22 protein-coding genes are annotated in these 25,110 nt (G+C 74.0%); 11 read left to right on the top strand and 11 right to left on the bottom strand.

Annotated elements, in window-relative coordinates; all coding sequences use genetic code 11:
- Positions 1 to 2 precede the first annotated feature (2 nt).
- Complete coding sequence (gene serC / locus IE182_RS19925) at positions 3 to 1,121, top strand: phosphoserine transaminase (protein WP_190111233.1); 1,119 nt, start codon at positions 3 to 5, stop codon at positions 1,119 to 1,121.
- Positions 1,122 to 1,208: 87 nt separating this feature from the next.
- Here serC and IE182_RS19920 read toward each other — a convergent pair whose 3' ends face one another.
- The 3 genes from IE182_RS19920 to IE182_RS19910 all read right to left on the bottom strand — a co-directional run bounded on the left by IE182_RS19920 (position 1,209) and on the right by IE182_RS19910 (position 3,917).
- Positions 1,209 to 1,583, bottom strand: coding sequence for a peptidoglycan-binding domain-containing protein (locus IE182_RS19920; protein WP_190111232.1), 375 nt, complete (start codon positions 1,581 to 1,583; stop codon positions 1,209 to 1,211).
- Between the two features lie 83 nt (positions 1,584 to 1,666).
- A complete protein-coding gene (locus tag IE182_RS19915) occupies positions 1,667 to 2,686 on the bottom strand; it encodes an esterase-like activity of phytase family protein (RefSeq protein WP_190111231.1) in 1,020 nt (339 codons plus the stop codon).
- A gap of 529 nt (positions 2,687 to 3,215) precedes the next feature.
- The gene (locus IE182_RS19910; RefSeq protein ID WP_190111230.1) at positions 3,216 to 3,917 is read right to left on the bottom strand and encodes a TetR/AcrR family transcriptional regulator C-terminal domain-containing protein; all 702 of its coding nucleotides are present in this window, start codon (positions 3,915 to 3,917) and stop codon (positions 3,216 to 3,218) included.
- A 75-nt stretch (positions 3,918 to 3,992) separates the two neighbouring features.
- Between IE182_RS19910 and IE182_RS19905 the strand changes: the two genes are divergently transcribed.
- Positions 3,993 to 4,439, top strand: coding sequence for an ester cyclase (locus tag IE182_RS19905; protein ID WP_190111229.1), 447 nt, complete (start codon positions 3,993 to 3,995; stop codon positions 4,437 to 4,439).
- Positions 4,440 to 4,470: 31 nt separating this feature from the next.
- Here the strand turns inward: IE182_RS19905 and IE182_RS19900 are convergent, their stop codons facing one another.
- Positions 4,471 to 5,571 (bottom strand): citrate synthase 2, encoded by a 1,101-nt coding sequence (locus IE182_RS19900; RefSeq protein ID WP_190111228.1) that lies wholly within the window; start codon positions 5,569 to 5,571, stop codon positions 4,471 to 4,473.
- A 456-nt stretch (positions 5,572 to 6,027) separates the two neighbouring features.
- On the opposite strand from IE182_RS19900, the gene pdxH reads away from it, so the two are divergent.
- Positions 6,028 to 6,696, top strand: coding sequence for a pyridoxamine 5'-phosphate oxidase (pdxH, locus tag IE182_RS19895; protein ID WP_268249629.1), 669 nt, complete (start codon positions 6,028 to 6,030; stop codon positions 6,694 to 6,696).
- A 460-nt stretch (positions 6,697 to 7,156) separates the two neighbouring features.
- A complete protein-coding gene (locus IE182_RS19890) occupies positions 7,157 to 8,518 on the top strand; it encodes a PAS domain-containing protein (protein ID WP_229844957.1) in 1,362 nt (453 codons plus the stop codon).
- Between the two features lie 81 nt (positions 8,519 to 8,599).
- On the opposite strand, the gene IE182_RS19885 is transcribed toward IE182_RS19890, so the two are convergent.
- A complete protein-coding gene (locus IE182_RS19885; RefSeq protein WP_190111227.1) occupies positions 8,600 to 9,355 on the bottom strand; it encodes an SIS domain-containing protein in 756 nt (251 codons plus the stop codon).
- A gap of 221 nt (positions 9,356 to 9,576) precedes the next feature.
- Here IE182_RS19885 and IE182_RS19880 point away from each other — a divergent pair, with 221 nt between their 5' ends.
- The 3 genes from IE182_RS19880 to IE182_RS19870 all read left to right on the top strand — a co-directional run bounded on the left by IE182_RS19880 (position 9,577) and on the right by IE182_RS19870 (position 13,148).
- Positions 9,577 to 10,269, top strand: coding sequence for an iron-dependent transcriptional repressor DtxR (locus tag IE182_RS19880; protein ID WP_190111226.1), 693 nt, complete (start codon positions 9,577 to 9,579; stop codon positions 10,267 to 10,269).
- 462 nt (positions 10,270 to 10,731) lie between these two features.
- Positions 10,732 to 11,580, top strand: a complete 849-nt coding sequence (locus tag IE182_RS19875; RefSeq protein ID WP_190111257.1) for an alpha/beta fold hydrolase — start codon at positions 10,732 to 10,734, stop codon at positions 11,578 to 11,580.
- A 143-nt stretch (positions 11,581 to 11,723) separates the two neighbouring features.
- Positions 11,724 to 13,148, top strand: coding sequence for an FAD-dependent monooxygenase (locus tag IE182_RS19870; protein WP_190111225.1), 1,425 nt, complete (start codon positions 11,724 to 11,726; stop codon positions 13,146 to 13,148).
- A gap of 12 nt (positions 13,149 to 13,160) precedes the next feature.
- On the opposite strand, the gene IE182_RS19865 is transcribed toward IE182_RS19870, so the two are convergent.
- From IE182_RS19865 to IE182_RS19855, 3 genes are all read right to left on the bottom strand, one after another.
- On the bottom strand, positions 13,161 to 14,783 hold the full coding sequence (locus tag IE182_RS19865) for a transporter (protein ID WP_190111224.1): 1,623 nt from the start codon (positions 14,781 to 14,783) through the stop codon (positions 13,161 to 13,163).
- Positions 14,780 to 15,559: an ABC transporter ATP-binding protein gene (locus tag IE182_RS19860; RefSeq protein WP_229844956.1), complete on the bottom strand. Its 780-nt coding sequence runs from the start codon at positions 15,557 to 15,559 to the stop codon at positions 14,780 to 14,782. Before IE182_RS19860 ends, IE182_RS19865 begins: the two co-directional genes overlap by 4 nt.
- 137 nt (positions 15,560 to 15,696) lie before the next feature.
- On the bottom strand, positions 15,697 to 16,365 hold the full coding sequence (locus tag IE182_RS19855) for a bifunctional DNA primase/polymerase (protein WP_190111223.1): 669 nt from the start codon (positions 16,363 to 16,365) through the stop codon (positions 15,697 to 15,699).
- A 316-nt stretch (positions 16,366 to 16,681) separates the two neighbouring features.
- On the opposite strand from IE182_RS19855, the gene IE182_RS19850 reads away from it, so the two are divergent.
- Together IE182_RS19850 and IE182_RS19845 are read left to right on the top strand one after the other, a co-directional pair.
- Positions 16,682 to 18,070 (top strand): NsdA family TPR-like regulatory protein, encoded by a 1,389-nt coding sequence (locus tag IE182_RS19850; protein ID WP_190111222.1) that lies wholly within the window; start codon positions 16,682 to 16,684, stop codon positions 18,068 to 18,070.
- 1,150 nt (positions 18,071 to 19,220) lie between these two features.
- Positions 19,221 to 20,456 (top strand): hypothetical protein, encoded by a 1,236-nt coding sequence (locus tag IE182_RS19845; RefSeq protein ID WP_190111221.1) that lies wholly within the window; start codon positions 19,221 to 19,223, stop codon positions 20,454 to 20,456.
- A 52-nt stretch (positions 20,457 to 20,508) separates the two neighbouring features.
- Here the strand turns inward: IE182_RS19845 and IE182_RS19840 are convergent, their stop codons facing one another.
- Positions 20,509 to 21,798 (bottom strand): ABC transporter substrate-binding protein, encoded by a 1,290-nt coding sequence (locus tag IE182_RS19840; protein WP_190111220.1) that lies wholly within the window; start codon positions 21,796 to 21,798, stop codon positions 20,509 to 20,511.
- 180 nt (positions 21,799 to 21,978) lie between these two features.
- On the opposite strand from IE182_RS19840, the gene IE182_RS19835 reads away from it, so the two are divergent.
- Together IE182_RS19835 and purU are read left to right on the top strand one after the other, a co-directional pair.
- On the top strand, positions 21,979 to 22,422 hold the full coding sequence (locus IE182_RS19835; RefSeq protein ID WP_229844955.1) for an SCO4402 family protein: 444 nt from the start codon (positions 21,979 to 21,981) through the stop codon (positions 22,420 to 22,422).
- 79 nt (positions 22,423 to 22,501) lie between these two features.
- Positions 22,502 to 23,365, top strand: coding sequence for a formyltetrahydrofolate deformylase (gene purU, locus IE182_RS19830; RefSeq protein WP_229844954.1), 864 nt, complete (start codon positions 22,502 to 22,504; stop codon positions 23,363 to 23,365).
- 26 nt (positions 23,366 to 23,391) lie between these two features.
- Here purU and IE182_RS19825 read toward each other — a convergent pair whose 3' ends face one another.
- Together IE182_RS19825 and IE182_RS19820 are read right to left on the bottom strand one after the other, a co-directional pair.
- Positions 23,392 to 24,522 carry a maleylpyruvate isomerase N-terminal domain-containing protein gene (locus IE182_RS19825; RefSeq protein ID WP_190111218.1) on the bottom strand — a complete coding sequence of 377 codons (1,131 nt, stop codon included), beginning with the start codon at positions 24,520 to 24,522 and terminating at the stop codon, positions 23,392 to 23,394.
- Positions 24,519 to 25,082, bottom strand: a complete 564-nt coding sequence (locus tag IE182_RS19820; protein ID WP_190111217.1) for a sigma-70 family RNA polymerase sigma factor — start codon at positions 25,080 to 25,082, stop codon at positions 24,519 to 24,521. Before IE182_RS19820 ends, IE182_RS19825 begins: the two co-directional genes overlap by 4 nt.
- Between the last annotated feature and the right edge of the window lie 28 nt (positions 25,083 to 25,110).

Genomic DNA, 25,110 nt, shown 5'->3' with positions numbered 1-25,110 from the left:
TCGTGGCTGATATCCAGATCCCCGCTGACCTCAAGCCCGCCGACGGTCGCTTCGGCGCGGGCCCCTCCAAGGTGCGGACGGAGGCGCTCGCCGCGCTGGCCGCCACCGGAACGTCACTGCTCGGCACGTCCCACCGCCAGGCCCCGGTCAAGGAGCTGGTGGGCCGGGTGCGCGAGGGCATCCGCGAGCTGTTCTCCCTGCCCGACGGCTACGAGGTGATCCTCGGCAACGGTGGATCGACCGCCTTCTGGGACGTCGCCACGCACGGCCTGATCGAGTCGAAGTCGCAGCACCTGAGCTTCGGCGAGTTCTCGTCGAAGTTCGCCAAGGCCGCCCGGCAGGCCCCCTGGCTCGCGGAGCCGACCGTCATCTCCTCCGAGCCGGGCACGCACCCCGAGCCGCAGGCCGAGGCCGGTGCGGACGTGTACGCGTTCACCCACAACGAGACGTCGACCGGTGTCGCCGCGCCGCTCGCGCGCGTCGCGGGGGCCGACGAGGGCGCGCTCGTCCTCGTCGACGCCACGTCCGGTGCGGGCGGCCTGCCCGTCGACATCGCCGAGACGGACGTCTACTACTTCGCCCCGCAGAAGTCCTTCGCCGCCGACGGCGGGCTGTGGCTGGCGGCGTTCTCCCCGGCGGCCCTGGAGCGCGCCGCCCGGATCCACGCCTCCGGGCGGCACATCCCCGAGTTCTTCTCGCTGCCGACCGCCATCGACAACTCCCTGAAGAACCAGACCTACAACACCCCCGCCCTCGCCACCCTGTTCCTGCTGGAGCAGCAGGTGGAGTGGATCAACGGCCAGGGCGGCCTGGACTGGGCGGTGCGCCGCACCGCGACGTCCGCGCGCACGCTCTACGGCTGGGCGGAGGCGTCGAAGCACGCGACGCCGTTCGTGGCCGACCCGGCGAAGCGTTCGGCCGTCATCGGCACGATCGACTTCACCGAGGACGTGGACGCCGCGGCCGTGGCCAAGGTCCTGCGCGCCAACGGCATCGTGGACACCGAGCCGTACCGCAAGCTGGGCCGCAACCAGCTGCGGGTGGCGATGTTCCCGGCGATCGACCCGTCGGACGTCGAGGCGCTGACGCAGTGCATCGACTACGTCATCGAGCGGCTGTAGTCAGGGGCGGGACGGCTCGTCCGGCAGGGGGGGCTGCGGCCCCCTGTGCGCCGCCGGGGCCGTGGCCGGCCCCGGGGGCCCGCGGCGTCAGCCCTGGCGGGGCCGCGGGCTGCGGCGCAGTTCGTCCCAGGTCCCGGCGTCGACGACGCCGGTGGCGGTCAGGCCGCGGTCGGCCTGGAAGTCCTTGACCGCGGACCCGGTCTCCTCGTCGAACTCACCCGACGGGTCGTGCGCCACCGGCAGGTAGCCCCAGAAGCCCAGGAGGCACCGGGCCTCCTTGACGGCCGGGCCCGTGCTGCCCAGCTGGACGGCTGCCGGCCGGTGGCTGCCGTCGAAGCCGCACGAGAGGCCCTCGACGGGGACCTCGTCCGCGGCGGCGGTTCCGGCGGTGAGGGCGCCGGCTCCCACGAGCAGGGCGGCGACGAGCGTCGCCGATGCTGCTAATCGTCCGGAAGATTTCATGATTGGTCCACCTCTTTCACCCGATGTCCCGGTGTGGGACGGGCTTTGAGCATATGGATCAACGTCCGGGCCGACCAAGCGATTTACGTACCGTCCGGGCGCCGGCGGAAGAGCCACCGCACGCACAGGGCCAGCACGGCCAGGACGGCGAGGGCCCCGGCCCCCAGGACGAGCGTGTGGTTGCCGTCCCCGCCGTCGCCGCCCGCCGCTTGCTCGCCGGCGCCGCCGCGGCCGGGGTTCTTGTTCTCCTTCGCGGCGCTGTCGGGCAGCAGTTCGCCGCTCAGCGCGACCGGCGTCACCCTGCTGTTCGCGCCCTCGGAGCCGTACATCAGCGCACGGCCGTCGGGCGTGAACGTCACCGACTCGCCCTGGCGCTGCAGCGGCACCGTGGGGCGGCCGATCTCCTCCGGCCGGCCGTCCTCCCAGCGGTACTCGCGCGCGTCGAAGTAGCCGCGGACCACCAGGCGCGTGCCGTCGGGGGAGAACGCGCCGTCCGTGGCCCAGATGTTGATGTCGGCGACGCGCCGGAAGGTGTTCACGTCCGAGGACGAGAGCTTCTCGGGCGCCTCGTAGAGCGCGCCCTTGCCGGACTTCTTCTTGCTCACGATGTACAGCCGGCCGGTCACCGGGTGCACCATCATCGACTCGGCGTCGCGCGGGCCGTCCTCGTAGCGGACGGTGTAACGGGTGGGGGTGAGCGTGATCTCCCCCTTGAGCTCCTTCGGCTCCGGGAAGCGGTAGATGCGCACGTCGGGCCAGGTGCCGCCGAGGTTGTCGCCGATGTCGCCGAGGTAGACGTTCCCGTCCGGGCCTACGGAGATCGCCTCGACGTCCCGGGCCTCGACGCCGTCGAGGGTGACGCGGGCGACCGTACGACCGGTGCGCCCGTCCACGGCGTAGGCGTACGGCCCGTCGCCGCTGTCGTTGTGCGTCCAGTACACGCCGGGGTGCGCACGGCTGGCGGCGAGGCCGCTGGACTCCTTGACGCGGGGGTCCTCGATGGTGAAGCCGGCGGGAGCGTCGGCGGCCGCGGGGGCGGCGGCCGGCAGCACGGCCAGCACGGCCAGGGCGGCGATTCCGGAAGCGGCGAGGAGCGGTCGCATGCCCCAAGCCTGCCATTCACCACGCCAGGAGGGGGCACGACGGCTGTGTGTCGGCGCGGAGGGCAGGGGTTTCGGCCGTCCGGGCCGGGCCGGGGGTGACGGCTGCCACGCGGCGGCGGACGGGCGGGGCGGGCGGGTTGGCGCAGCCTGCCCGGGCTCGGTGCGGTCTGCCCGGGCGCGGTGGGGTGCGGCTCGGCTCGGTCCGGCTCGGTCCGGCCCGCCCGGGCCTGCGGCGGGCGGCCCGGGCGCGGTGGTGTGGGGCCCGCCTCGTTGTGACGGGCCGTGAGGGGCGCGTGCCGGCACTCGGGGCGGCCGGGCCGGGGGTGCCGTGGTGTGTGAGCCCACCCCGTCGGGCCGTGGGCTGGTGCCTGGGGCGGGACGGCCGGGCCCGGGTGACGTCCTGTTGGGGCCCGGCCGCGAGAGGCGTTGTCGTGCGGTCGCCGTGCCGTGGTGCGGGGCCCGCCCCGTCGTGACGGGCCGCGCGGGCCGTGGGCCGGCGCCCGGCCGCCGTTGCTGTGTACCCCCGGCCTCAGTCGTCCGTCGTGGGGCCGGTCTGCGAGGAGTGGGCCGGGACGCCTGCTGTCGTGGCGAAGCCGGTGATCAGGGCCGTCGTCGCGGCGTGGAAGCGGGCCGCGTCGTCCGCCCCGGCGCCCGTGCGGGCGGCCTCGGTGAGCAAGGGGTACCGCGCGGCGTCCAGTCCGGCCAGCCAGTCGGCCCGGCCGGGGGCGGTGGCGTCGCCCTCCTCGGCGGCGGCCTCGGCGGCCGTGTGGGCGACCACGAACACCGACAGGGAGTTGAGCGCGTCGACCGCCGCCCCGAGCGGGAAGCCCGCCGCCGTGAGCGCACCCAGGCCGCGTTCCACCGCGTCCAGGGTGGCCGGCGTCACGGCCGGCCGCGCGGCGGCCAGCGGCAGTACGCCGGGGTGGCGCAGCAGCGTCCCGCGCAGCGCGTCGGCGTACGCGCGCAGCATGGCCTGCCAGTCGGGAGCCCCGTCGCCGTCCGCGTCCGCCAGCGGCAGGGCCCGGGCGAAGACGCGCTCGACGAGGCCGTCCAGCAAGGCGTCCTTGCTGGGTACGTAGTGATAGAGCGTCATGGCCTCGACGCCGAGTTCCGCGCCGAGCCGGCGCATCGTCAGCGCCTTGAGCCCCGCCCGGTCGGCCAGTGCCAGGGCCGCGTCGAGGATCTGTTCCCTGGTCAGCCCGGCCCGTTCGCCCCGCGATCTTGTTGACATTCTTACATCGTAAGTCCATCCTGGGCGCACGCCGTCACACTTACGGCGTAAGAATCCGTGAAGCGAGGCAGAGCGATGCGACAGGACGTCAACGTCGACGGCACCAGCAGCAAGACGGTGGTCGACGGCTTCTTCCGGGCGATCAACGAGCGTCGGCTCGCCGACCTGCCCGACTACCTGGCTCCCGACGTCGTCGACCACAACAAGGTCATCCACGGTGAGCCCGACGAGCCCGGAGCGGCGTTCGACGCCTTCGCGCAGCAGATGGCGGCCTTCGGCAACGCCCGGATGGAGGCGCGCCAGTACGTCGTCGAGGGCGACACCGTCGTCGCCCGCCTGATGGTCAGCGGCACGCACACCGGGGCGCACCCGCGCATGCCGGAGCCGACGCACCGCTCCTTCGAGGTGGAGCAGATCTGGATCTTCACGGTCGCCGACGGCCGGATCTCGCAGATCCGTGCCGTCAGCGACCGGCTCGGGATGTTCGTGCAGCTGGGCTGGGACTGGCCCTCCGCGGACTAGCCCGTCAGGCCGGGTCCCGGCCCGGCGGGGCTCAGCTCACGATGTCCGCGTAGCCCTCCACCTCGCGCGGGTCGCGCGGGCCCGGGCCGACGTAGCGGGCCGAAGGACGCACGAGGCGGCCGGTCCGCTTCTGCTCCAGGATGTGGGCGCTCCAGCCCGCCGTGCGGGCGCACGTGAACATCGACGTGAACATGTGCGCGGGCACCTCCGCGAAGTCCAGGACGATGGCCGCCCAGAACTCGACGTTGGTCGCCAGCACCCGGTCCGGACGGCGGTTGTGGAGCTCCTCCAGCGCCGCCTTCTCCAGGGCCTCCGCGACCTCGAAGCGCGGCGCGGCGAGCTCCTTGGCCGTGCGGCGCAGCACGCGGGCGCGCGGGTCCTCGGCGCGGTAGACGCGGTGGCCGAAGCCCATGAGGCGCTCGCCGCGGTCGAGGGCGCCCTTGACGTACGCGACGGCGTCGCCGGTGCGCTCGATCTCCTCGATCATGCCGAGGACGCGGGAGGGCGCGCCGCCGTGCAGCGGGCCGGACATGGCGCCGACCGCACCGGACAGCGCGGCCGCCACGTCGGCGCCGGTCGAGGCGATGACGCGGGCGGTGAACGTGGAGGCGTTCATGCCGTGCTCGGCGGCCGAGGTCCAGTAGGCGTCGACGGCCTTGACGTGCCTGGGGTCGGGCTCGCCGCGCCAGCGCTTCATGAAGCGCTCGACGACGGTCTCCGCCTTGTCGATCTCCTTCTGCGGCACCATCGGCAGGCCCTGGCCGCGGGCCGACTGGGCGACGTACGACAGGGCCATGACGGCGGCGCGCGCGAGGTTGTCGCGGGCGGTGGCCTCGTCGATGTCCAGCAGCGGCTTCAGGCCCCACACCGGGGCGAGCATCGCCAGCGCGGACTGGACGTCGACGCGGATGTCGCCGGAGTGCACGGGGATGGGGAACGGCTCGGCCGGCGGCAGGCCGGGGTTGAAGGAACCGTCGACCAGCAGGCCCCAGACGTTCCCGAAGGACACGTCGCCGACCAGGTCCTCGATGTCGACGCCTCGGTAGCGGAGGGAACCGCCTTCCTTGTCGGGTTCGGCGATCTCCGTTTCGAACGCGACGACTCCTTCGAGTCCGGGGACGAAGTCGGACATCAGGCGGCTCCTCGTGATGTGTTCGACAAGCGGCTGCCGGCCGCGCGGGCGGGGTCCGGGGTCTCCGGGTCCGGCCGGGCGGCCAGAGTGCTGAGGCGGGTGCTCGGGGCAGGGTGCTTCCGGCGTGGGCGCCGGATCGGTTACGCGGCAGCGTGCGCGGCTCGCGGTCCGTTCCGGTCAACCCGGTCATGCCCCGTGCGGCGGTACTTCACCCGGTACTTCACCCGGCCTCCGCAGAAGGACGGTTCGGGTGCCGGGGCCGGACACGATAGCCGGTGGGGTGCGGACGCCACATCTGTCCGCCTCGTGATTCTGGGGTCTCCGGCGCACACGGGGGAAGGTGATGTCCGGCACACCGCTCTTTTCGCCGGAAGCAGGATTACCGGCGTGTCGCACGGGGCAGACAAGCTGATCAAGTCTTTTCGCCGGCCGCCGCCCTCCTGCAAGATTGTGGCCGTGTCCCACTCCGAGAAGTACGAGTTCGCGCACGATCTGGCCGCCATGCGCGCCCACTACCAGTTCGAGGGCCTGTCCGAGCCGGGCATGGCCCCCACCCCGTACGAGCAGTTCGCCCGCTGGTTCGGGGAAGCGGCCGCGGGTGAGCTGCACGAGCCCAACGCGATGGTGCTCTCCACGGCTGACGCCGCCGGCCGGCCCAGCTCCCGGACCGTCCTGCTCAAGGGCTACGACCCGCGCGGATTCGTCTTCTACACCAACTACCGCTCCCGCAAGGCCCGGGACATCGCCGTCAACCCCGCGGTGTCCCTGCTCTTCCCCTGGTACCCGCTCGCCCGGCAGGTCGTCGTCACCGGCACCGCCGAGCGGGTGGACCGGGAGGAGACCGCCGCCTACTTCCGCTCCCGCCCGTACGGTTCGCAGATCGGCGCCTGGGCGAGCGATCAGTCGACGGTGGCCGCCTGCCGCGCCGACCTCGACGCGGCGTACGCACGGATGACGGCCCGCTACCCGCAGGGCGAGCACGTGCCGGTGCCGCCGCACTGGGGCGGCTTCCGGGTCAGGGCGGAGACGGTGGAGTTCTGGCAGGGCCGGGAGAACCGCCTGCACGACCGGCTGCGGTACGTCCGTACGGGCGACGGCTGGCGGGTGGAGCGTCTGTGCCCATGACGAGCCATGACGAGCCCGTGACGAGAGGGGAAATCAGCCCGTCCGGTGCCCCTGACCGGCGTCCGGGGCGGAGCCCCGGAAGGCGCTGACGCAGACGATCCGTGGGCCTGCTACCCCGCGCCGCACAAGCGGCGCAGGGTGCCGAGCGGACGACTCGGCGGCCCACGGATCGGGTGACTGCCTGGGATTGGCCGGCACTCCCGCCGGCGCTGCGCTGTGCGCGACGACGGGCGTCAGCCCGCAGTCACCTCACGCGTCCGGAAAGAAATCATGTCCCGAACCACCTCCCTTCTCGTGTACGCCCCAGCCTAGGAACCGCCTCCGGCGGCGACAAGCGAATTTCCGGGGGCTCGATTTCGCGGAAGACGGTGTGGTCCGCGCCGGGGTCGAGTTGAATGCCGCTCGTGCAGGACATGCAGGGCATGCGGACCACGCACAGGCGTCCAGCAGGGGGTACCCCGTGACCGTTCCACACCAGTCCGGCGCCGCCCGTCACGAGGCGGCGGACAGAGACGACCACGACCTCCTCGCGGCCCTCCTCGACGGCATGGACGCCGCGCTCTGCGCGTTCGACGCCGACGGCACCGTCACCCACTGGAACCGCGAGGCCGAGCGGATACTCGGCTGGTCCGCGGAGGAGGCCGTCGGGCGGCACGGCCTGGCCGGCTGGGCCCTGCGCGAGGCGGACGCGGCGGAGGTCACCGCCCGGCTGCTGGGCGCGATGAAGGCGCCGGGGCGCCAGGTGGACGAGTTCGCGCTGCTCACCAAGGCCGGCGGGCGGGTACTCGTGCGCATCCAGTCGTCGGCCGTGCCGGGCGGCGACGGCAGCCCGGCCGGGGTGTACTGCGCCTTCAGCGAGGTGCACACCCAGATCGACCTGGAACGGTCGGTCGCGCTCAGCGAGGCGCTGTTCGGCGAGGCGTCGTGGGGCGTGGTCCTCGTCGACGCGGACCTGCGGCCCGCCCTGGCCAACGCGCACGCCGCACGGGCCCTGCGGACGAGCCGTACGGCGCTGCTCGGGCGGCCGCTGGGCGAGCTGCTGGACCAGGGCGTGGAGGAACTGGAAGGCGCACTGCAGCACGTGCTGGCGGCCGGCGCGCCGCCCGCGCCCACCGAGCTGTGGGTGACCGTGCGGGACCAGGGCACCGGCGTCGCGCTGCCCGAGCGGCGCTGCTGGCGCAGTGGCTTCCTGCGGCTGGCCACGCCCCTGGTGGAGGAACCCGTGCCGCTGGGGGTGGCCTGGCTCTTCACGGACGTGACGAAGGCGCGGCTGGCGGAGCAGGAGAGCGCGCGGCTGCGCTTCCGCGGCAGTCAGCTGCACCGGGCGGGGCGGGCTGTTGCGGAGTGCGAGGACCCGATGGAGGCGGCGGCGCTCTACCTGGAGTTCGCGCTCGCGGGCTTCGCCGACCACGCCCTCGTCGACACGCTGCCCGAGCCCGAGCCGGTCCCCGAGCCGCCCGTCCGGCTGACCCGGGCCGCGAGCACGCCCGCCGGCGCCCCCGGGGCGGCGGCCCCGGCCGGGGCCGGCGTCCCCGTGCCGTACGCGGCCGGGCACCCGGCCCTGCAGGCGGTCGAGCGCTGCGGCTCGGTCCGGGCGGCCACGGACCGTTCGGACGGCTGGGCGGCGGCCCGCAAGTGGCCGGACGGCACGCGGCACGCCCTGGCGACGGCGCTCCGCAGCCGCGGCCGGACGGTCGGGGTGGTGACGTTCCTGCGCGGCGCGGCACGACGCCCGTTCGACCGGGCGGACGCCGTCTACGCGGAGGACATCGCGACCCGCGTCGCGGCCGCGATCGACCTGGCGGTGACGGTGGCCCGATAGGCCGTGTCCGCAACCGCCGCCCCGCCCGGGGACGGGAAATGGGCCGGCGCCGGGCCCGCCTAGTGGCGGGGCCGGGCCCGCCTAGTGGCGGAAGAAGATGCGGTCCCCGTACTCGTCCAGCAGGCGGCCGTTCCACTCGTGGCCCCCGTCGACGTTGCCGGAGCGCAGCATCGGCGGGTCGATGCCGCGCGCCGCGAGCTCGGTGGCCGCGGAGGCGACGACCGCCTGCATCACGGCGCTGGTGACGACCGTGGAGGCCGGGCCGAACGGCGCCGCGATGCCCTCGGCGGACAGCTCCGCGTCCCCGGTCGCGATCTTGCTGTCGAGGACGAGGTCGCAGTGGTCCTTCAGGAACGTCCCGGACGCGTGCCGCGACTTCGTCTCCCCGGCGTAGGCGAGCGAGGTGACGCCGATTACCTTCAGCCCCAGCGCGCGGGCGTTGAGCGCCATCTCGACGGGCAGGGAGTTGCGCCCGGAGAGGGAGATGACGATCAGGACGTCGCCGCGCTGTGCCGGGCTGGTGTCCAGGACCGCGCCGGCGAGGCCGTCCACGCGCTCCAGGGCGCTGCCCAGTGTGGCGGGCATGATGTCGACGCCGACCGTGCCCGGCACGGCGAGCAGGTTCATCAGGGCCAGGCCGCCGGCCCGGTAGACGACGTCCTGGGCGGGCAGCGAGGAGTGGCCGGCGCCGAAGACGAAGAGCCGGCCGCCGGCCGCCACGGTGTCGGCGATCAGGACTCCGGCGGCGGCGATGCGCTCGCCCTCCTCGTCGCGCACCCGCCGCAGCAGGGCGATCGCGGCGTCGAAGAACTGGCCGGCAGGCTTGTTCTCGCTCATCGCTGCGGGGCTCCTCGGGTGCGTCGTCGGCTCGGTGCGGCGGGGCCGTGGGGGAATGCGGCCGTCCGGCGCATTGTCCCGCGGCGCCGATCACGTTGCGGCCCCGATGGCGGCGCTGTCAATACGGCGGGGGCCGTCAGGGGCGTGGCGGCCCCGTTGTCGGTGGTATGCGTCAGAATTGAGTCCAGGGCCAGCGCACGACTTATTTCGAGGGGCACGGCATGTCCGGACTGATCGACACCACGGAGATGTATCTCCGCACCATCCTGGAGCTGGAAGAGGAAGGTGTGGTTCCCATGCGTGCCCGCATCGCGGAGCGGCTCGACCAGAGCGGCCCGACGGTGAGCCAGACGGTGGCCCGCATGGAGCGCGACGGCCTGGTGTCCGTCGCCGGCGACCGGCACCTGGAGCTGACGGAGGAGGGCCGCCGGCTGGCCACGCGCGTGATGCGCAAGCACCGCCTCGCGGAGTGCCTCCTGGTCGACGTGATCGGCCTGGAGTGGGAGCAGGTGCACGCCGAGGCGTGCCGCTGGGAGCACGTGATGAGCGAGGCCGTCGAGCGGCGCGTGCTGGAGCTGCTGCGCCACCCGACCGAGTCGCCGTACGGCAACCCGATCCCGGGCCTGGAGGAGCTGGGCGAGAAGTCCGAGTCGGACCCCTTCCTCAACGCCGGCATGGTCAGCCTGATGGACCTGGAGCCGGGCACGGAGGGCAAGACCGTGGTCGTGCGCCGCATCGGCGAGCCCATCCAGACGGACGCCCAGCTCATGTACACGCTGCGGCGCGCCGGTGTGCAGCCCGGCGCCGTGGTCAGCGTGACGGAGTCGCCCGGTGGGGTGATGGTGGGCAGCAGTGGCGAGGCCGCCGAGCTGGCGTCGGACATCGCCTCCCACGTCTTCGTCGCCAAGCGCTGACCGGCCTCGACGCCTCGCAGGCGCCGGCCGCGCCGGGTACGTATACCGCGTTACGTAAAGCTGCCGAGCCGCGGCGGAATCGGCGCGGGCGGGCCCGAGCCGTGCGACGCTGGCGCTGAGTGCTGAACGCATATGCGCGCGCCGCCGACCGGGGAGGGGATCGGATGAGGCCAGCGGGGGGCCGCACCACGGCGAAAGGGCCCCGGCGCCCTCGCGGACTGCCGGGGCCCCACCTCCCCGTTCTCCCCCGCGGCGCCCCGGAGCCCCGAGCTCCCAGGGTGCGCCTCGCGGGCCTTCTTCCCCGAACGGCCCGCGCCCAGGTCGATTTCTCCCCGGGGCGCAGACGGTCAACCCTTCCGTCCGGTCACTCGAACGAGGGGTGTTGCGCACGACCACGGTTCATTCGAATGGAAGTTCCATAAGGTGGAGCTGCTCGGGGGAGACGAGGGGGTGTCAGAGCTCATGGTCCGGCGTATCGAAGTGACCGGAAGCGGCGGAGTGCGGCTTGCCGCCTGGGAGTTCGCCGAACCGCCGAAGGCGGGGGGAGGCGGGGTGCTGCTCCTGCACGGCCTGCTGGGCCGGGCCGCGCACTGGGCCGACACGGCCCGTTGGCTGTCCACGCGGTACCGCACCATCGCCCTCGACCAGCGCGGCCACGGCCGCAGCGACAAGCCCGTCAGCGGCCCCTACGCCCGCGAGGCGTACGTCGCCGACGCCGAGGCCACCGTCGAGCAGCTCGGCCTGGCCCCCGTCACCCTCATCGGCCACGCCATGGGCGCCCTCACCGCCTGGCAGCTGGCCGCCCGCCGCCCCGACCTCGTCCGCGCCCTGGTCATCTGCGACATGCGCGCCTCCGCCCTGGGCGCAGCCACCCAGCGCCAGTGGAGCGAGTGGCTGAGGTCCTGGCCGGTGCCGTTCGCGACGCTCGCCGACGTCCGCAAGTGGTTCGGGGAGGACGACCCCACCCTGGAGCGGCCCGCCCCGGCCCGGGGCGACTTCTACGCCGAGGTGATGTCCGAGCGCGCCGACGGCTGGCGCCCGCTGTTCTTCCGCCGCCAGATGCTCCAGGCCCGCGAGGGCTACGCCCACGACGCGCACTGGGAGGAGCTGGCGCAGGTGGAGTGCCCGGCGCTGGTCGTCCGCGGGCTGGACGGCGCGCTGGGCCGCGCCGAGGCCCAGGAGATGGTCCGCGTCCTGCCCCGCGGCCGCTACGCCGAGATCCCCGACGCCGGGCACCTCGCCCATTACGACCAGCCCGCCGGCTGGCGGCGCGTCGCCGAGCCCTTTCTGGAGGCCGCCGTACCGGCGTGAGGGGCGTCCCTGCCGGGGCGCGCCCGGATTAATTCAACACCCGTTGACATAGCCGGGGTGCCGGGTGTGCACTGGCAATGAGGCGCAGTCCACGCCCTGCGCACGATGCGCAGCCATGCCGCCGCCATCCACCGGGAGCCGTCATGTCCCCACGCACCGAACCCACCGCGGACGTCCTGGTCGTCGGAGCCGGTCCCACCGGGCTGCTGCTGGCCGGTGATCTCGCCGCCTCCGGCGTGCGCGTCACCGTCCTGGAGAAGCGCGCGCAGGAGTCCAACCTCACCCGGGCCTTCGCCATCCACGCCCGCACCCTGGAGGTGCTCGACGCGCGGGGCCTCGCCGAGCAACTCATCGCCACCGGCACCTTCCTGGGCCGGCTGCGGCTCTTCGGCCGCACCTGGATCGAGCTGAACCGGCTCGACTCCCGTTTCCCCGGCGTGCTCATCACCCCGCAGTACGAGATCGAGCGGCTGCTGGAGGAGCGCGCCCTGGCGCACGGCGCCGAGATCCGGCGCGGCGCCCGGGTGACCGGGCTGCGCCAGGACGCCGAGGGCGTCGACGTCGACGTCGAGCCCGCCGGGGACGGCGCGTCCGCCACCGTGCGCGGCCGCTACGTCGTCGGCGCGGACGGGGTGCACAGCGCCGTCCGCACGGCCCTCGGGATGCCCTTCCCCGGGAAGTCCGTCCTGCGGTCCGTGATGCTCGCCGACGTCCGCCTGGACGTGCCCCCCAAGGACGTGCCCGCGTTCAACGGCGTCGCCGGGGGCTTCGCCTTCATCGCCCCCTTCGGGGACGGCTGGTACCGCGTCATCGCCTGGGAGCGGGGCAGCGACCTGCCCTCCGGGGCCCCCGTCGACTTCGACAGCCTGCGCGCGGTCACCCGCGCCGCGTTCGGCACGGACTTCGGCATGCGCGAGCCCCGCTGGACCTCGCGCTTCCACAGCGACGAACGCCAGGTGCCGCGCTACCGCGACGGCCGCGTCCTCCTCGCGGGCGACGCCGCCCACTGCCACTCGCCCGCCGGCGGCCTCGGCCTCAACACCGGTGTCCAGGACGCCGCCAACCTCGGCTGGAAGCTGGCCGCCGTCCTGCAGCAGCGCGGTGACGACCGGCTCCTGGACAGCTACCACGACGAGCGCCACCCCGTCGGCACGGCCGTCCTGCGGCTCTCGGGAGCCATCGTCCGGTCGGTCCTGGCCGCCACGCCCGTCACCCGGGGCCTGCGCAACGCCCTGGCCGGGGCGGTCGCCCTCGCGCCCTTCGCGCTGGACCGGGCCGCCCTGTTCATCTCCGGCGTCGGCATCCACTACCCGGCCCCGCCCGGTGCCCACCCCCTCGTCGGCCGCCGCGCCCCCGACCTGCCGCTGGCCGAGACCGCCGACGGCCCGGACCGCCTCTACGAGGCGCTGCGCGCCGGCACGTACGTACGGGTCCTGCCGCGGGGCGCGGACGCGGGCAAGGCGGACGGGAAGGAGGGCGGCGTCACCACGGTCACCCGTGCCGACGCCGCCCCCACGACCCTGCTCGTCCGCCCCGACGGCTACGTGGAGCGGGCCACCGACGGCTGACGGGCGCCGCCGTCAGCCCTTGCTCACCGCCGCCAGGATCTCCGGCAGCCGGCCGGCCACCCGCGGGGCCGCGAACCGCAGCCCCGCCCAGGCGATCAGCAGCCCGTACCCGGCACCGGCCGGCACCAGCGCCCACAACAGGCCCGTCGCGCCGGCCGAGTGCAGCCAGACGGCCGCCACGATGAGCGGGGTGCACAGCGCCGCGCTCACCAGCGCGCCGAGCAGCATGCCGCCCCAGGCGATGCCGTTCTGGCCGGGGGCGACGTTCTTGAAGGCCCCTTCCTGGGGGATGGAGTAGGGAAAGCGCACCGACGTCGTGGCGGCCGTCGCGAAGAGGGCACCCACCAGCGCCAGGCACAGACCCCACACCATGGGCATGTCCCGCCAGTTGTCCGTGATCGCGGCCGAGACGATGACGACCAGCGTCGTGTACGGCACGGCGATCAGCGCAACGGCCAGGGCGCGGGAGCGCAGCTCGGCGTAGGCGTCGCGCGGCGAGGAGATCGTCTGCAGCACCATCCAGAACGCCGAACCGTCCTGGCCGAACTGGTTGTAGTTGTGCATGCCGAGGACCGTCGTCGCGAAGAACGCGAAGTAGATGCTGCCGTTGCCCTGGGCGGCGTTGACCGCCGGCACGATCAGACCGATGACCAGCGCGGAGACCCACGCCATCCGGGTCTTGGGGTCGCGGCTCAGGTAGCGCAGCGAGCGCAGCATGACCGCGCCCGTGCGCCCGGCGGGCAGCAGGCCCGCCAGACCGGCGCCCTTGTCCGCCGCCCGGCCGGCGTCCTTGCGCGACGCGTCGGGGGAGACGGTGGAGGCGTCCGCCGAGACCATCACCGCGGCGAGGCTGCGCTGCCACCACCACAGCACGGCGGCCAGCACCGCGGCGGACAGGGCGAGTTCACCCGCGGCCAGCCCGTAGGAGCCCTCGCCGGCGGCCCGGACGGCGTCCAGCGCGGAGCCCGGCGGCACCCAGCGCAGGATGTCGGCGAGCGGCTCCAGCCGGGCGAGGTGGAGGGTGTTCAGCTTGGCCATGCCGAGGTTCACGAACTGCAGGCCGACGGCGATGATCAGGCCGCTGAGCAGGGCCATTTCACGGCCCTTGCGGCTGGTCAGGAGCCGGGCGTTGGCGGTGGCGACGGCCCGGGCCAGCGCCAGGCAGAGCAGCAGCGCCAGGGCCGCGCCGAACACCCCGATGACGGCCGCGGCGACGCCGTGCGCGGTCGCGATCACCGAGCCGACGAAGAGGATCAGCGTGAAGGCGGGGCCGATGCCGATCAGCGAGGCCGTCATCAGGGCCGCCACCAGCGGGGTGGGACGCAGGGGCAGCATCACCAGCTTGGACGCGTCCAGGGTCTCGTCCCCGCCGGGGAAGAACAGCGGGACGAACGCCCAGCCGAGCGCCAGCAGGACCGCCAGCGGCACGGTCAGGGCCGCGGCGTGCTCGTTGCCGCGCAGGGCGATCAGGCCGATGAGCTCCAGCGCCGCGAAGAGCGCGGTGAGGACGAGGGAGGTGATGTAGACGGCCTTGCGGCCCGAGGACTGGCGCAGGCCGTTACGCAGGAGCGACAGCTTCAGGTGCGCGAACGTGCCGAGCAGTGAGGGGAGTGAGGGGAGTGCGGGGGCGCTCATCGGGCACCGCCCAGCCAGTCGAGGTTCTCGCCCTCCGCGCCCGCGCGCCCGCCGACCAGCGAGAGGAACGCATCCTGCAGGGTGGGCGCCTCGCCCCGCACCTCGGCGAGCGGGCCGTGGGCCCGGATGCGGCCGGCGGCCAGCACGGCCACCCAGGAACAGAGGGACTCCACCAGCTCCATGACGTGGCTGGAGAAGACGACCGTGGCACCGGAGGCGGTGTAGCGCTCCAGCACCTTGCGGATGGTCTGGGCGGAGACGGGGTCGACGCCCTCGAACGGCTCGTCCAGGAAGAGGACTTCGGGATTGTGGAGCAGCGCGGCGGCCAGGCCGATCTTCTTGCGCATGCCGGTGGAGTAGTCGATGACCAGCTTGTGCTGCGAGCCGGCGAGGTCGAGGACGTCCAGCAGCTGGGTGGCGCGCTTGTCGACCTCGTCGCCGGGCAGGCCGCGCAGGCGCCCGGTGCAGGCGAGGAGCTCGCGCCCGGAGAGCCGCTCGAACATCCGCAGGCCCTCGGGCAGGACACCGATGCGCGCCTTGACGGCGGCCGGGTCCTGCCAGACGTCGTGGCCGCCGATCTCGACGCGGCCGGAGTCGGGCCGCAGCAGGCCGGTGACCATGGAGAGGGTGGTCGTCTTGCCGGCGCCGTTCGGGCCGACCAGGCCGATGAACTGCCCCGCCGGTATCTCCAGATCGATACCGGCCACCGCCGCCTGCTCGCCGAAGCGCTTCCACAGTCCCTCGATGCGGACCGCGGGTATGACGTCCTGTCCCACTGTGCTCGTCCTTTTCCCCGTGAAGATGGTGCTGGGGGAGCCGGAAACGCCCCGCCCTCCTGCTCCACGGTAGGGGCGGTCCAAGAGGGCGGGCAGTGAGATTTGTCAGGAGTTCCGTGCGAGGAAGGCCCCCCGGCTCAGCGGCCGCGGGAGAGGGCGGCTTCCCGCCCACAGGCGTAGGCCAGGGCGCTGACCAGCTCCTCCGCGTCCGGCAGCCAGCGGTTGGCGGCCGTGGGCTGACGGGCCCACTGCACCGGCCCGCGATTGCCGATGCGGGTGGGGGGCGCGACGACGTAGTCACCCTCGCCGCGGGCGACGAGGTCGAGCGTGGAGGGCGACCAGCCGAGCTTGCGGGCCTGGTCGGCGACCTTCAGGGCTCCGCCGGGCAGCACGAAGAACTGCATCCGCCGGAAGGGCGTGCACGTGATCGGCCCCAGCTGGATCTCCATGCGCTCCATGCGGGCCAGCGCGAGGAAGCCGGCGGACTCGGAGACGTCGAGGGCGTCGAACGTACGGCCCGTCGGCAGCAGGATCGAGGCGCGGGGCTGCTTCGCCCACATGCGGCGCGCCGTGGACGCGCTCCCCGTGGCCTGGGTCGCCCAGTCGGGCCGGGCCGGATGGGCGCCCGGTGCGGGGCAGTCGAGATCGCCGCACGAGCAGCGCTCCCGCCCGTCCACGGCCTCCAGCCACGTACCGGCGAATACGTCCCAGTGACGGTCCTCCGCGTATCTCGCCGCCGCATCGAGCACGCGCTCGCCGCGTTGCTGGGGGATGTGCGGGGCTCCTACTCCGATGGTCTCTTCCACGCTCAACACAACTCCCCTTGTCACCAGGGGTTACGGCTTGGGCACAGGCATGTTGCAACTGCCGGTAACAGCACGTGGGGCGCACGGATGCATGTACGGGGGCGCAGGCGAAAGTTCGCCGCAACGAAGGGGTAGCCACCTGGGCGCACCGTGCTGACCCAGGACATTGCCGCGATCGATGCGAATACCGGCAAGTCCTGCATTCTCCGGATATCAGGGGGGCAAAGATCGAAGGAGAGAGCGTTCACCGCTGTACCGGCTCCTCCGCACCCAGCGGAGCTCATCGCGAACGCATAGCGTCTCAGGGGGTTACGTCATGGCCGCACGGCCACTCGTTGCGCGGCAGCCGAACGAACGGCTGCAAGCGCTGATTCAGGAAGCCGGCTGCTCCAACGCCGGGTTGGCGCGCAGGGTCAACATGTGCGGCGCCGAGCACGGTCTGGACCTGCGGTACGACAAGACGTCCGTGGCCCGCTGGCTGCGGGGTCAGCAGCCGCGCGGGCGGGCCCCCGCCGTCATCGCCGAGGCCCTCGGCCGCAAGCTGGGCCGCTCCGTCACCATCGACGAGATCGGCATGGCCAACGGCAAGAACCTGGCCTCGGGCGTGGGCCTGCAGTTCTCCCCGACGGTCCTCGGGGCCATCGAGCAGGTCTGCGAGCTGTGGCGCAGCGACGTGGGCCGCCGGGACTTCCTCAGCGGCACCTCGGTCGCCTCCTCGGCCCTGGTCGAGCCGAGCCGCGACTGGCTGATCACCGCGGCGGACGCGCAGGTCGCGCGGAGCGCCGGGGCGCGCGTCGGTCCGTCGGACGTCGAGGCGGTGCGCGCCACGACCGAGGCGCTGGTCGAGCTCGACCACCGCTACGGCAGCGGCCACGTGCGCCCGGTCGTCGTCCACTACCTCAACAGCGTCGTCTCGGGGCTGCTGGCGGGCTCGTACCGGGAGGCGGTCGGCCGCGAACTGTTCGCGGCGGTCGCCCGGCTGACGGAACTGGCGGGCTACATGGCCGTCGACACCGGTCAGCCCGGCCTCGCCCAGCGCTACTACATCCAGGCCCTGCGGCTCGCCCAGGCGGCCGGTGACCGCGGCTACGGCGGCTACGTCCTGGCCGCCAGCATGAGCCACCTCGCCGCGTCCCTGGGCAACCCGCGGGAGATCGCGCAGCTGGCCAAGGCCGCACAGGAAGGCGCGCGCGGGCACGTCACGCCGCGCGCGGAGGCGATGTTCTACGCCGCCGAGGCGCGCGGCCACGCCCTGCTGGGTGACGCGCGCTCCTGCCAGACGGTCGCCTCCCGGGCGATCTCCCGCCTGGACGCCGCCGACAACGGCCCGGACTCCGGCGACGACCCGCCGTGGATCCGCCACTTCGACCGGGCCTACCTCTCGGACGAGCTGGCGCACTGTCACCGCGATCTGGGCCAGGCGGAGCCCGCACGCCGGCACGCGGAGGATGCGCTGACCACGCATCCGACGGGCAGGGTGCGCCGCCGTGCCATCGACCTGCTGCTGCTGGCCACGGCCCACGTCCAGCAGCGCGAGGTGGAGGAAGCCTGTGTGACGGGCACGAGGGCCCTGGAACTGCTGGGCACCCTGCGCTCGAACCGGGGCGCGGAGTACCTGGACGACTTCCGGCAACGCCTGGAGCCGTACCGGGACGAGCCGGTGGTACGGGAGTTCGGGGCGCGGATGGAGCTGCAGGCGGCGTAGGCGGCGTAGAAGGTGCTGGGGCCTCGGTCCGGGCCGGGGCCCCGGCTGTCCGTCCGTCGTGGGGCGGGGCCGGGTCGGGAGGGGACGGACCCCTCTGGGGGCTGCATTGTTTACGGCAACCGCACCTGGTGCGGTTGCCCCCCATGTCGCCGCAAATAACGCGTCACGCCCCCTGCCGGGGCCCTCCCCTCCCGCCCCGGACCCTCCCGCCGGGATCCGGAGCGGCGGGAGCGGCCGGGTCGGTGCGGCCGCGCACTTGTGCGAACCGGTAGCGTGAGTCGCCGGTTACGCAAGTCCCGTTACAGCCTGAGGAGTCCCGGTGACGCAGAGCGGACAGGGAAACGAGCCGCAGCCTCCTGCGGCCCCGCCCGCGCCGCCAGTACGGCCCGCCCCCGACGGGGGCGCCCCCTGGGGCCCCGGCGCACATCGCGCCCCCCTGCCGCCGGAGACCCCGCAGGGCGACTCCGACGCCACGCAGTACCTCCCGCCGCTGGGCGCCGCCCCCATGCCGGGTGCCCCGCTGCCGCCCCCGCCGTACGCGGCCCCGCCCGTGCCCGAGGCGTCCACGCAGTACCTGCCGCCGGTGAGCGGCGACGGCGGTCCGCCCGCCGGACGGGACGTGTACGAGATACGGGAGATACGGGAGGCGGCCGACGAGCCGCCCGGCACGTACGGTCGCGGCGTCCCCGAATCCGCTGCAGAAGCCACGCAGTTGCTCCCGCCGCAGCGGGGCGGCGCCCTACCGCACCGTTCTCCGGACGCCGAGGCCACGGCCCTGATGCCGCCGGTCGGCGGCGGCGCGGGCGGCGTCCCGCCGTTCCCGCCGGGTGCCGGACGTGGCCCCGATGCGGAGGCGACTGCCCTGATGCCGCCGGTCGGCGGCGGCGCGGGCGGCGTCCCGCCGTTCCCGCCGGGTGCCGGACGTGGCCCCGATGCGGAGGCGACTGCCCTGATTCCGCCCGTGGGTGGGGGTATGCCGCCCTTCGTGCCGGGTGGTGGTGCGGGGCGTGGTTCGGATGCTGAGGCGACTGCTCTGATTCCTCCGGTGGGTGGTCCGGGCGGCGGTATGCCGCCTTATGCGCCGGGTGCCGGTGCGGGGCGTGGCTCCGATGCTGAGGCGACTGCTCTGATTTCGCCCGTGGGTGGGGGTATGCCGCCCTTCGCGCCGGGTGCCGGTGCGGGCCGTGGCTCCGATGCCGAGGCCACGGCCCTGATGCCCCCGGTCCCCGGCTCGCCCCAGTTGCCGCCTGCCGGCTTCGCCCCGCAGGGGCCTCCCGCCGTGCCGCCGACGGGCGGCGCGCACGGTGGTCCCGCGGGTGCGCGTCCCGCCGACGCCGAGGCGACCGCGGTCACCCCGTCGACGGGCGGCGGTGCCCATGCCCGGCACGCCGCGCCGGACCGTACGTCCGAGGGCCCGGCCGGGGGCGCCGCTCCGGCCCCGCCTGTGACGGGTTCCGGGCCGGCCACGCCCTTCACGGTGATGGCACCGGCGGGCGACCGGCCGCCGCCCGCCGAGTTCGACACGCTCTTCCGGGCCGCCACCCCGACGCAGCAGCTGCCGCCCGTTCCGCCGGCCGGCGGGCCCGCGCCGTTCCCGCCGCGCCCCCAGCCGCAGCAGCCGGCCGCCAACGCCTCGTACGGGCTCCCGGGCGTGCCCCCGAACGGGCCGCAGGGTCCGCGCGGCCCCCAGGGCCCGCGGAACGACGCGCCGCGCCCGCCGGGGCGCAAGAAGTCGCCGGCCGTGCTGATCGCCGCGGTCGTCGCGGGCTGTGCCGTCGCCGGGCTCGGCGCGGGCGCGCTGCTCAGCGGCGGGGACGACGACAAGAGCGAGCCGCAGAAGGCCGCCGTCGCCAGCACGTCGCCCACCGCCGCGCCCAAGGGCGAGGCGACGGCCGGCCCCACCCCCAAGGCCCCGGAGAAGTCGGCCGACCCGGCCGAGGCCCAGGCGAAGGCGCTGGACGCGTTGCTGAAGGACAGCAACAACAGCCGCGACTCCGTCATCAAGGCGGTGGACTCCACCCGGAGCTGCAAGGACCTCGGCAAGTCGGCCGCCGACCTCGACGCCGCCGCGGGCCAGCGCAACGGCCTGGTGACGCGCCTCGAACAGACGGCCACGGACCGGTTGCCCCAGCACGCGGAGCTGACGGGCCAGCTGTCGAAGGCGTGGAAGTCGTCCGCGTCGGCGGACAGCCACTACGCGGCGTGGGCCCGTCAGGTGGAGGGCAAGAAGGGCTGTGTGAAGGGCCACGCCCGCCCCACGGCCGACAGCGCCGCCGGCGACCGCGCCAGCGGCGACGCGACGGCCGCCAAGAAGAAGGCGGCCGACCTGTGGAACCCGATCGCGAAGAAGTACGGCCTGACGCAGCACGAGTGGACCCAGCTGTGACGAGGGCGGACGACGTGGCACGGACGAGCGCTGCCCGGCGGCGCGGCTGGGGTCACCCCTTGCTCTGCTCCTCCAGCGTCCGCGCCACGTTGACGAAGCCGCTGCGGTCCGCGACCAGGCGGCCGCCCCGGACGACCTGGTAGGTGACGTCCGCGTTGACCACGCGCGGGTAGTCGCGGACGGCCAGCAGGTCCTGTTGCCGCCAGCGCAGGGGCGGCGTCAGGCCGCCCGTGTCGACCTGGTGGCCGTCGTCCAGGGCGTGGTGCACCGACGCGGCGCTGATGTCGTCCGCGTCCAGGGACGTCAGCACCGACCGCAGCACCGTGTACGCGAGCCACGTCGTCTGGACTCCGGGGTCCGTGGGGCTGACGCGGTTGTCGCCGAAGGCGTGCTCCTGGATGACCTTCCGCATCGGGGCCCACCGGCCGTCGTCCGCGGCGGGGTACCAGCCGGTCGCGTACGCGCCCTCCAGTGGGCTGCTCGCGCCGCCCGTGCTGTCCACCAGCGACTGCTGGACGCTGCCCAGCACGGCGGCGATGCGCACCCCGGTCCCCCGCCCGGTCTCGCGCAGCCGCCGGAAGGAGTCGAAGAAGGTGTTCGTGCGCTCCCCGAGCGCCGCGGTGACGCAGGCGCCGTCCTCGGTGCCCGCGCTCTCCAGGGCGGCGGCGCTGTGCCGCGTGTAGTCCGTCGCGTCCTCCGGCGCCCGGACGTCGGCGGCCCGCGGCCGGCCGCCCGCGGTGAGGCCCGCGTCGAGCAGCGCCGGTAACTGGTCGCCGGCGATCGTGTCCGGCCGGACGAGCGCGACGCGCCGGCACACCCCGGCCAGCTGCCGGCCGTTGCCGGCGAGCAGGGTCGCCTGGCCGCCGTTGACGGGGTACGACAGCGGGCTGGTGAACTCCTCGTTCGTGATCCCGTAGCCGCCGATGAACGGCGTCCCCGACGCCTCCAGCGGCGACATCATCGAGCGCCCGTGCTGGCTGTAGGAGCCGACGACCGCGACGGCCCCCGCCTCCACCGCCCGCTGCGCGCAGCCCGCGGCGGCGACCGTGTCGTTGCGCTCGTTGCAGGTGAGCACCTTCAGCCTGCGGCCGTGGATGCCGCCGCTCGCGTTGACCCAGCGGGCGTAGGCGGTGGCCATGGCGGGCATGCCGGCCATGTTGGTGGCCTGGGTGCCCTCGGGGGCCCACGTCATGACGGTGATGGGTTCCCGGGAGTCCCCCCGGGCCCCCGGGAGCCCACCACTGCAGCCGGTGAACAGTGCCGCTCCCACCGCTGTGGCGCACACCGCGGCCATGGCGGTGCGCAGGAGCGGGCGGGGGAGCAGGCGGCGCCGTCCGGTCATGGCCGGAAGCCTGCCGCCCGGCAGGTAACGGCCGAGTGATCACGTCGCAACGAAGGGTGACGCCGGGGTGAACACCGGGAGCGGCCGGGGTGGCGGACCGCGGGGCGCGGCGGGAACGTACGATCGATTGTTGTGCAGGGTTCAGAGAAGTCTTCCCGTCGCGGCCGCCGCTCGACCACCATGGACGGTATGCCGCTCAATGACATGCCGTGGTGGCGCTGGCGCGCGAACGTGCGCTCCGCGCTGCACATGCTCTCGGATCCCGTCTTCCAGCAGGAGTGCTGGCTCGCGGGCCGCGAGGGGTACGGGGACGTGACCGACGCCGTCTACCGCCTGGTCGAGGACACCTGGCTGGACAACTGGTCGGCCGAGAAGTACGTCGGCACCGTCTTCCGCGACTCGGGCGAGGCCGCGCTCGTCGACGTCGTCGTGCTGCGTGTCCTGCGGATCATGCACCAGGTCGGGGCGGACGCGCCGTCCTCGGCCTACCTGGGGCACCACGGCTGGCCGGAGGCCGTACAGGCCGCGCGCGAGGCACACGTCCGGCTGGCGGCGGGCGACGGGGAGAGTCCGGACGTGCCGCCGCACCCGCTCGCCGTGCTGGAGCTGGCCACCGGGTACTGAACCGCGACGCGCTGGTGGCCCGGCCGCCGCGGAACCGGGCGGTCCGGCAGGGGCCCGGGATATGCGACGCTATTGGGCTATGACCACCGAACAGCCTCAGCAGTACGTCCTCACTCTTTCCTGCCCGGACAAGCAGGGCATTGTGCACGCCGTGTCCAGCTACCTCTTCATGACCGGCTGCAACATCGAGGACAGTCAGCAGTTCGGCGACCGGGACACCGGGCTGTTCTTCATGCGGGTGCACTTCGGCGCGGAGGCCCCGGTCACGGTCGAGAAGCTGCGGGCCAGCTTCGCGGCGGTCGGCGACTCCTTCCAGATGGACTGGCAGATCCACCGGGCCGACGAGAAGATGCGCATCGTGCTGATGGTGTCCAAGTTCGGGCACTGCCTCAACGACCTGCTCTTCCGCTCCCGCATCGGGGCCCTCCCGGTCGAGATCGCGGCGGTCGTCTCCAACCACACCGACTTCGCCGAGCTCGTCGGCTCCTACGGCGTCCCCTTCCACCACATCCCCGTGACGAAGGAGAACAAGCCGGAGGCCGAGGCGCGGCTGCTGGAGCTGGTCCAGGCCGAGAACGTCGAGCTGGTCGTGCTCGCCCGCTACATGCAGGTGCTCTCCGACGACCTCTGCAAGGCGCTCTCCGGGCGGATCATCAACATCCACCACTCCTTCCTGCCGAGCTTCAAGGGCGCGAAGCCGTACCACCAGGCGCACGCGCGCGGTGTGAAGCTGATCGGTGCCACCGCGCACTACGTGACGGCCGACCTCGACGAGGGCCCGATCATCGAGCAGGAGGTCGAGCGCGTCGGCCACGAGGTCACGCCGGAGCAGCTCGTCGCGGTCGGCCGCGACGTGGAGTGCCAGGCGCTGGCGCGCGCGGTGAAGTGGCACAGCGAGCACCGCGTGCTCCTGAACGGCACCCGCACGGTGGTCTTCGCCTGACGGCTCCCCCTGAACGGCATCCGCCGTCACAGCCGTGACAGGGATGCCGTCGCGTACAGGACGTCGCGGACGGCTTCGGCGTCGCCGAGTGAGCCCGCGGCGGCCTCCTCCGGGGCGACGTGGCCCGCGGCCAGACGGCAGAACTCCACCCCGTCCAGGGCCACATGTGCCACCTCTCCCTCCGGCGTGCCGAGCGCGCCGGGGGAGTCCAGGGCGATGTACCAGTGGCCGCCGCCCCTGCCCTCGATCTCCAGGTGCAGGGCGCGGCCGGGTGTGCCCGCCGCGACCAGGGTGCGGGCCGGCGGGGCCAGGCCCGCGCGGCGGCGTGCCGCGATCGAGGAGGGCAACAGCCGGGCCGCCAGGTCGATCATGCGGTTGAGGTGCGGCGAGGACGGCGGCTCGTACGGATAGTCGACGGCGTCGGCGATGTCCTCGGCGTGCACCCAGCACTCGAAGGCGCGGTCCAGGAAGGAATCGCGCAGCGGCAGGCTGAACGGGCCGTACGGCACGTCGAGGTCGGCGACGTTCCCGTCGGCGAAGGACACCGTCCGTATCAGCGCCCGGCCCTGGTCGCGCCAGGCGGACCGCACCTGGGCGGGCGTCCGTTCCGCGGAGGCGCCGGAGGCCCAGAGGGCCTCCGTGCGCTCGTCCGGCGAACCGTTCCCGCCTCCGTCGGGGAGGCCGAGCGTGCCCGCGACGATGCCGTCGACGGCCGCCAGATGGCCGATGACGCCGGCGACGGTCGCCTCCCGCGCGGCGGGGCGCCGCCCGTCGAACCAGGTGAGCCGCACCGGCGCCTGCCACTCCGCCTCGCCGATGTCGCGCAGCAGGGCGTCGAGCCGGGCGGCCTCCGCCTCGTAGGGCGCGGCCCATTCGGGGACGGGGATGCGGGCGGGCCGGCGGCTGAGCGCCCCGGCCAGGACGCGGGAGCGCAGCGTGGGATCGAGGTCGAGGCTGTCCTCGGGGTGCAGCAGCGCGACGGCGTCGCGCAGCCGCACGGCCTCCTCCGCGCACGGGGCGCAGTCGGTCAGGTGTTCCTCGACGGCGGCGGTCTCCTCGGCCGAGCACGCGGCCAGCGCCCAGGCGCCGAGCAGCGACTTGAGCACGTGGTGGGACGGCGGACGGGCCGCCTCCGGCGGCAGGGGCGCGTCGTTCATCGCAGGGCCGCCTTGCCGGGCGGTGCGACCGCCCGGGGGCCTTCATGGGCGGTGGACAACAGCTGTAACCCCAGCCTGAGCCGTCGCCGCGCCTCGTCCTCGGTGACGCCCAGGCGCGCCGCGGCCTGGCGGTAGTCCAGACGGCGGAAGTAGGCGAGGTCCAGGGCGGCCCGCAGGGGTGCGGGCATGGACGTGACGATGTAGTCGGCGCGGGCGGCCGCGCTGGCCGCGCGCACCTTGGCCTCGATCTCCGCCGCGGGCCGTTCCCCGTCGTCCTCGGTGCGCCGCAGCCGGCTGACGGCGTGCCGGTGGGCGAGGGAGGCGATCCACGAGCGCAACGGGCCCTCCTTGGGGTCGTACGCCTCCGGGTGCTCCCAGACGTAGCCGAAGACCTCGCGGGTGACGCGGTCGGCGCCGCCCTCGTCGCCGAGGACGCGATGGGCGAGGCCGTGCACGAGGGAGGCGAAGCGGTCGTAGAGTTCGCCGAGCGCGGCGGCCTCGCCGTGCACGAGCCGCTGCTGCATCTTGCGGTCCCACCGGGGTGGTGCGTCGTTCGTCATCCGGCCTGCCCCCTCCGTACGCACTGCT

Origin of the sequence: Streptomyces cinnamoneus (assembly GCF_014650495.1) — a bacterium.
GTDB classification, from domain to species: Bacteria; Actinomycetota; Actinomycetes; order Streptomycetales; family Streptomycetaceae; genus Streptomyces; species Streptomyces cinnamoneus.
The sequence above is the reverse complement of the archived record's forward strand: the minus strand, read 5'-3'. Positions and strand labels throughout refer to the sequence as shown.

Excerpts from the sequence above, each read along its gene's own strand:
- IE182_RS19920 (WP_190111232.1), bottom strand. The coding sequence starts at position 1,583 with ATGAAATCTTCCGGACGATTAGCAGCATCGGCGACGCTCGTCGCCGCC.
- IE182_RS19915 (WP_190111231.1), bottom strand. The coding sequence starts at position 2,686 with ATGCGACCGCTCCTCGCCGCTTCCGGAATCGCCGCCCTGGCCGTGCTG.
- IE182_RS19910 (WP_190111230.1), bottom strand. The coding sequence starts at position 3,917 with ATGTCAACAAGATCGCGGGGCGAACGGGCCGGGCTGACCAGGGAACAG.
- IE182_RS19905 (WP_190111229.1), top strand. The coding sequence starts at position 3,993 with ATGCGACAGGACGTCAACGTCGACGGCACCAGCAGCAAGACGGTGGTC.
- IE182_RS19900 (WP_190111228.1), bottom strand. The coding sequence starts at position 5,571 with ATGTCCGACTTCGTCCCCGGACTCGAAGGAGTCGTCGCGTTCGAAACG.
- IE182_RS19885 (WP_190111227.1), bottom strand. The coding sequence starts at position 9,355 with ATGAGCGAGAACAAGCCTGCCGGCCAGTTCTTCGACGCCGCGATCGCC.
- IE182_RS19880 (WP_190111226.1), top strand. The coding sequence starts at position 9,577 with ATGTCCGGACTGATCGACACCACGGAGATGTATCTCCGCACCATCCTG.
- IE182_RS19875 (WP_190111257.1), top strand. The coding sequence starts at position 10,732 with ATGGTCCGGCGTATCGAAGTGACCGGAAGCGGCGGAGTGCGGCTTGCC.
- IE182_RS19870 (WP_190111225.1), top strand. The coding sequence starts at position 11,724 with ATGTCCCCACGCACCGAACCCACCGCGGACGTCCTGGTCGTCGGAGCC.
- IE182_RS19865 (WP_190111224.1), bottom strand. The coding sequence starts at position 14,783 with ATGAGCGCCCCCGCACTCCCCTCACTCCCCTCACTGCTCGGCACGTTC.
- IE182_RS19850 (WP_190111222.1), top strand. The coding sequence starts at position 16,682 with ATGGCCGCACGGCCACTCGTTGCGCGGCAGCCGAACGAACGGCTGCAA.
- IE182_RS19845 (WP_190111221.1), top strand. The coding sequence starts at position 19,221 with ATGCCGCCCTTCGCGCCGGGTGCCGGTGCGGGCCGTGGCTCCGATGCC.
- IE182_RS19840 (WP_190111220.1), bottom strand. The coding sequence starts at position 21,798 with ATGACCGGACGGCGCCGCCTGCTCCCCCGCCCGCTCCTGCGCACCGCC.
- IE182_RS19835 (WP_229844955.1), top strand. The coding sequence starts at position 21,979 with ATGGACGGTATGCCGCTCAATGACATGCCGTGGTGGCGCTGGCGCGCG.
- purU (WP_229844954.1), top strand. The coding sequence starts at position 22,502 with ATGACCACCGAACAGCCTCAGCAGTACGTCCTCACTCTTTCCTGCCCG.
- IE182_RS19825 (WP_190111218.1), bottom strand. The coding sequence starts at position 24,522 with ATGAACGACGCGCCCCTGCCGCCGGAGGCGGCCCGTCCGCCGTCCCAC.
- IE182_RS19820 (WP_190111217.1), bottom strand. The coding sequence starts at position 25,082 with ATGACGAACGACGCACCACCCCGGTGGGACCGCAAGATGCAGCAGCGG.